The organism is uncultured Holdemanella sp., from assembly GCF_934772795.1.
Classification (GTDB): Bacteria; Bacillota_I; Bacilli_A; order Erysipelotrichales; family Erysipelotrichaceae; genus Holdemanella.
The window spans coordinates 1-5,121 of sequence record NZ_CAKVMR010000097.1 but is presented as its reverse complement, the minus strand read 5'-3'; the positions used below and the strand labels follow the sequence as shown (position 1 = coordinate 5,121).

Below are 5,121 nucleotides of genomic sequence, written 5' to 3'. Positions count from 1 at the left end.
ATATCTCTCTCCTAAAAATAATAATAAACAAAAAGAAACCATTCTAGACGCCAACACTAGAATGGTTTTCTTTATTTCTAGGCATACGCATTACAAACTTTGATCACAAAACGCATCAATGCATATAAATCCTTATATGTTTCTTTTTTTATACGAACCGTACAATCATCCATCTTTTCTACATTGTCCATTCGCGATACAAAATCGGCATTACGACTATGATGGAAAGTAATGTCCATTGTATGAGACGAAGATAAAGTTGGTTTTTCATCTACTTTTAATGCTTCTTGAATAGCATATGTATATCTATTCTTCAACTCATTAAAGCTACAACACAAAGCACATTGATTGTTTAATGTTTTCTTTGTTTCCACAAATACACAACCAAGTTCTTCTTCTACTTGCTTACCATATTCACTATCACCACTTGCCAAGATAACGGGTACTCCAAATTCATCTGCTAATAAACGATTTATACCACTTTCACCAAGTTCTTTTCCATCTACGACAACTTTTCGTACCATAGTACCCCAAATTGTATGAGCCATTACGCCTGATGAGTTACAACGAGAATGATATCCGATAAATAGTGCTCCATCAAAAGAATCATCTAAACCTTCCATCATTCCAAATTCCTTATAAGCTCCATTTGCCGCTACAAAAGCTGCTCTAGAATCTAATTTTGAAGGAAGGAGGTTATCCATATTTCCATGACTATCATTGACTACAACTTCTTCGACGCCATTTTGAAATAATAAATCAATCACAAGATTGACTTCATTCATCATATTTGTACAATATTCAGAATATAAGTATCCATTTTTAGCTGTATTTGCCGGATTACTATTTCCCCAAATACCTTCAATATCGGCTGATATATATATTTTCTTCATCTAAAGCACCTCTACTGAACGATCTAAAATCCCGTTCATTTTCGCAATCGCAATACCATAATTTGTGAATGGCACATGCTGTTTCTTACACTCCTTTACGCGAGACTGCACTTCTTTTTCATTTAACATACATGCACCACAATGAATCACAACACTATATTTTGAAAGATCTTCTTTAAATCCTTGTCCAGAAGTAAATTCAAAAGTTACATTCTTCTTTGTATAATTCAAGATCCATTTTGGCAGCTTGTCCGTGCCAATATCACCACACTGTCTATGGTGCGTACACCCTTCACTAATCAATACACAATCCCCATCTTGCAGATGATCTAGCTTGTTGGCCCCTTCAAGCACTGTAGGTAAGCTTCCTTTTAAGCGTGCCATAAGGATAGAGAAAGAAGTCAAATGAATAGATGTATCCACAATTTGACTTACCCTATTAAAAGCTTGGGAATCTGTGATAACAAGTCTAGGAGTTACCTTCTTTAAGGTTGCATCCAATTCTTCTACCTGACAAGTCATACCAATCGCATGATGATCTAAGATATCTCTTAATACAAGTTGTTGTGGCAAAATCAATCTTCCTTTAGGAGCCGATTGATCAATTGGAATAACAAGCACAACGACATCGCCAGAATCAATTAAATCCCCAATAATTGTCTTTTCTTCCTGTTTCTTTACGACACTAGCCAACAAATTTTTTAATCCATCTATATTTTCATTATTTAGCGCACTCACATAGATTTCATTAGAAGCCAGTTCTTTCTTTTCCTTAATCAAATCACACTTATTAAAAACTATAAAATAAGGTAATTTATTTTCTTTAAACATGTCAATCAAATCCAAATCTACTTTTTGTAGACCCACACTTGCATCAACGACCAACACGGCCATATCAATTGTTTTTAAAACTTCTAACGTTCTTTTGATTCTCAATTCACCCAAAGTGCCTTCATCATCCATACCTGGAGTATCCACAATCACAACAGGTCCAATTGGTAAGATTTCCATTGATTTCTTTACAGGGTCTGTTGTAGTTCCCTTTATATCTGAAACTAAAGACATACTCTGGTTGGTAATCGCATTGACTACACTGGATTTTCCAGCATTTCTTAAACCGAAAAATCCAATGTGTGTACGATTTGCGCTTATCGTACTATTTAAGTTTGACATAATTAGAACCTGAAATCTCTACGATTGCTTGACTTGATCGCATCCACATTGTCACGAGCAATTTGTTGAGCTTTCGCATTTGGAATCTTGTTCAATTCTTTTTCAATCAACTCAAAACCAATCTTCTTTGTATCTTCACTCGCATAATCAACTAAATATTCACATAAAGTCATCAATGCGTTAGGATGGCAGCAGTTTTGAATTTGTCCTGTCTTACACAAAGACATGAAACGGTCTCCTGTTCTTCCTTCTCTATAACATGCCGTACAGAAAGATGGAATGTAACCTAACTCCATCAACCAGTTCACAACTTCATCCAATGTTCTTTGATCAGATACATCAAATTGTTCTGAATCATGAGGACGCTCTTCTTCTGTATATCCACCAACAGATGTACGACTTGCCCCACTAATTTGAGATACACCTAAGTGAAGCATCTTTTCACGAACATCTTGTGATTCACGTGTAGAAATAATCATTCCAGTATATGGAACGGCAATACGGATACATGCTGCAATCTTTTCAAAGATTTCATCATCCAAACTATTATCAAACGCTTCTGGATCAATATCATCTGCATGTTTTACACGAGGCACACTAATTGTGTGTGGACCTACACCATGAACAGCTTCTAAGTGTTCTGCATGCATCATTAAGCCGGCAAATTCATATTGATATCCTTCTAGACCGAATAACACCCCTAATCCAACATCATCAATTCCACCTTCCATAGCTCTATCCATTGCTTCTGTATGATAGTCATAATCATGTTTAGGTCCTGTTGGATGCAACTCTAAATAACTCTTTTTATTGTATGTTTCTTGGAATAAAATATAAGTTCCAATTCCAGCTTCCTTTAACTTGCGATAATTTTCTACCGTTGTAGCTGCAATATTTACATTGACACGGCGAATTGCACCATTCTTATGTTGGATTGAATAAATGGTTTTAATAGAATCCAAGATATATTCAATTGAATTGTGTACTGGATCTTCACCTGCTTCAATAGCCAAACGCTTATGCCCCATATCTTGTAGTGCAATCACTTCATCACGAATCTGATCTTGGGTTAATTTAATACGTTTGATATGTTTATTCTTCATGTGATAAGGACAATATACACATCCATTTACACAATAGTTGGATAAATACAATGGGGCAAACATCACAATACGATTTCCATAAAATGCCTGTTTGATTTCATTGGCAAGCTTATACATTTCCTCTACTTTTTCAGGAATGTCACAAGCCAATAATACACTTGCTTCACGGTGTGTCAAACCTTCACAATGAACACCATGCTCTGTCTTTTGTGGACGAGCCTTATTTAAAATTTTATCGATCAATTCTACATTGTGTTTGTTCTTTTCGGCATATTCAATTGTTTCAAGAATTTCTTCATGACTAATAAATTCTTCTGCCTTTAATGATTTTGGGTTATAATTACTCATTTTTATGTCTCCTTTTTTATTTTTTTATATCTCCACGATCAGTTACGATCTTGTATCCTATTGAATCCATACGCCTTGATAAACAATCTTTACATTCTGCACTTTCTTCGCCTGTACAGATTTTATTATCATACAACGCATATTTTTTTCTAACGCTCACCGGCGATAAATTAGGCATAACCACATTGGCCCCTGCAAGAATTCCCTTTTCTCTTCCTTGAGGATCAATCGTTCCTAAAGCCGTTGTAGCAGGAAGTAAAATGTTTGGTTGAATCAAGCGAATCAAAGATAATAAGAATAAAGTTTGATTCAAAGTTCCACTTGCCATATCTTTAAATGGTGTATCCTTTTGCGAAATAAATGGGCCAATTCCACACATATCCGGTTTAAACGTTTCTATAAATTTCAAATCCATCGCTAAAGTTTCACTTGTCTGATAAGGTGAACCTACCATAAAGCCACAGCCTACTTGATAGCCAATTTCCTTTAAGTCTTTTAAGCACTGCATACGATGATCAAAAGACATATTCTTTGGATGCAACTTTTCATAATGATTTTTACTAGCCGTTTCATGTCTTAATAAATAACGATCGGCTCCCGCATCATACCAAGCCTGATATGTATCTCTATCTTCTTCACCTAAAGAAAGGGTAATTGCACATTCTGGATATAGATTATGAATTTTCTTCACAATGTTTGTGACAAAATCCTTTTTATAAATTCCTTCGCCACCTTGCAAAACAAAAGTGCGAAAACCAAGTTCATAACCTTCTTTGCAGCAATGCATAATATCTTCTTCATCTAATATATAGCGATCACAATGCGAATTTGATTTTCGAATTCCACAATAAAAGCAGTCATTACGACAATAGTTTCCTACTTCAATTAAGCCACGTACATAGACTGAATTCCCATATATTAACGTAGCTTGTTCTTTCGCTTTATTAGCAGCATATAAGCGTAAAGCATCGTTTTCAGCTTCAATTAAAGTTTGATATTCAAATAAACTTAAAGAGTGTTCTCTTTCAAGTTTATCAATCAACTGATACGCCTTAATCATGGCTGATCACATTGGAATAGGCAGTTTTAACACTAATTCCCTTTATATTTCCTAATTTACCTGCCAACGCAGCAATTGTATTTTGTGGGGCATCTAACGCAATTGAAATTACACTTATATGTTTTTGTTTATAAGGAATTCCCATTCTTCCAATAATATATTCACTATATTCATGAAGAATTTCATTCAATAAATTCACTGCATTTGTATCTTCTACAATAATTCCCATCACGGCAACACGTGTTTCCATATTCAGCTCCTTTCAAAAGAAAAGCTATACTCCACACAAAAAGAGCATAGCTATAGTTATACTTACAAATTCTTATAAGCACCTTTCACGCAGAATTCTCTTAATGTTGGGAGCAATTTTCTTTATATCTTATATCATACACTAAAATGTGATTGATTTCACAAATAATAGTTAGTTAAATATAATTTAATACTCTTTTAACATAATTCTTGGTATAATCCTGTCTTTGACAGCCAGAAAAGAAATAAAGTGGTCCAAAGCCCTAGTATAAAGGCTTTGAGCCACTTTTTTGCG

At 34.7% G+C, this 5,121-nt stretch carries 5 protein-coding genes; all 5 read right to left on the bottom strand.

Going from position 1 to position 5,121, the window contains the following annotated elements; translation table 11 throughout:
• Positions 1–77 precede the first annotated feature (77 nt).
• From Q0F04_RS11360 to Q0F04_RS11340, 5 genes are read right to left on the bottom strand one after another with little or no spacing between them, the layout of a single operon-like run.
• Positions 78–893, bottom strand: coding sequence for a M55 family metallopeptidase (locus tag Q0F04_RS11360; RefSeq protein ID WP_295753377.1), 816 nt, complete (start codon positions 891–893; stop codon positions 78–80).
• On the bottom strand, positions 894–2,066 hold the full coding sequence (hydF, locus tag Q0F04_RS11355) for a [FeFe] hydrogenase H-cluster maturation GTPase HydF (protein ID WP_295753375.1): 1,173 nt from the start codon (positions 2,064–2,066) through the stop codon (positions 894–896).
• Positions 2,067–2,068: 2 nt separating this feature from the next.
• Complete coding sequence (gene hydG, locus Q0F04_RS11350; RefSeq protein WP_295753373.1) at positions 2,069–3,517, bottom strand: [FeFe] hydrogenase H-cluster radical SAM maturase HydG; 1,449 nt, start codon at positions 3,515–3,517, stop codon at positions 2,069–2,071.
• 16 nt (positions 3,518–3,533) lie between these two features.
• Positions 3,534–4,577 carry a [FeFe] hydrogenase H-cluster radical SAM maturase HydE gene (gene hydE, locus Q0F04_RS11345; RefSeq protein ID WP_295753371.1) on the bottom strand — a complete coding sequence of 348 codons (1,044 nt, stop codon included), beginning with the start codon at positions 4,575–4,577 and terminating at the stop codon, positions 3,534–3,536.
• Positions 4,570–4,827 (bottom strand): TM1266 family iron-only hydrogenase system putative regulator, encoded by a 258-nt coding sequence (locus Q0F04_RS11340; protein WP_117572186.1) that lies wholly within the window; start codon positions 4,825–4,827, stop codon positions 4,570–4,572. The genes hydE and Q0F04_RS11340 overlap by 8 nt, the downstream gene beginning before the upstream one ends.
• Between the last annotated feature and the right edge of the window lie 294 nt (positions 4,828–5,121).

What these genes read in the sequence shown, in the direction of transcription:
- Q0F04_RS11360 (WP_295753377.1), bottom strand. Translation starts at nt 893, where the DNA reads ATGAAGAAAATATATATATCAGCCGATATTGAAGGTATTTGGGGAAAT.
- hydF (WP_295753375.1), bottom strand. Translation starts at nt 2,066, where the DNA reads ATGTCAAACTTAAATAGTACGATAAGCGCAAATCGTACACACATTGGA.
- hydG (WP_295753373.1), bottom strand. Translation starts at nt 3,517, where the DNA reads ATGAGTAATTATAACCCAAAATCATTAAAGGCAGAAGAATTTATTAGT.
- hydE (WP_295753371.1), bottom strand. Translation starts at nt 4,577, where the DNA reads ATGATTAAGGCGTATCAGTTGATTGATAAACTTGAAAGAGAACACTCT.
- Q0F04_RS11340 (WP_117572186.1), bottom strand. Translation starts at nt 4,827, where the DNA reads ATGGAAACACGTGTTGCCGTGATGGGAATTATTGTAGAAGATACAAAT.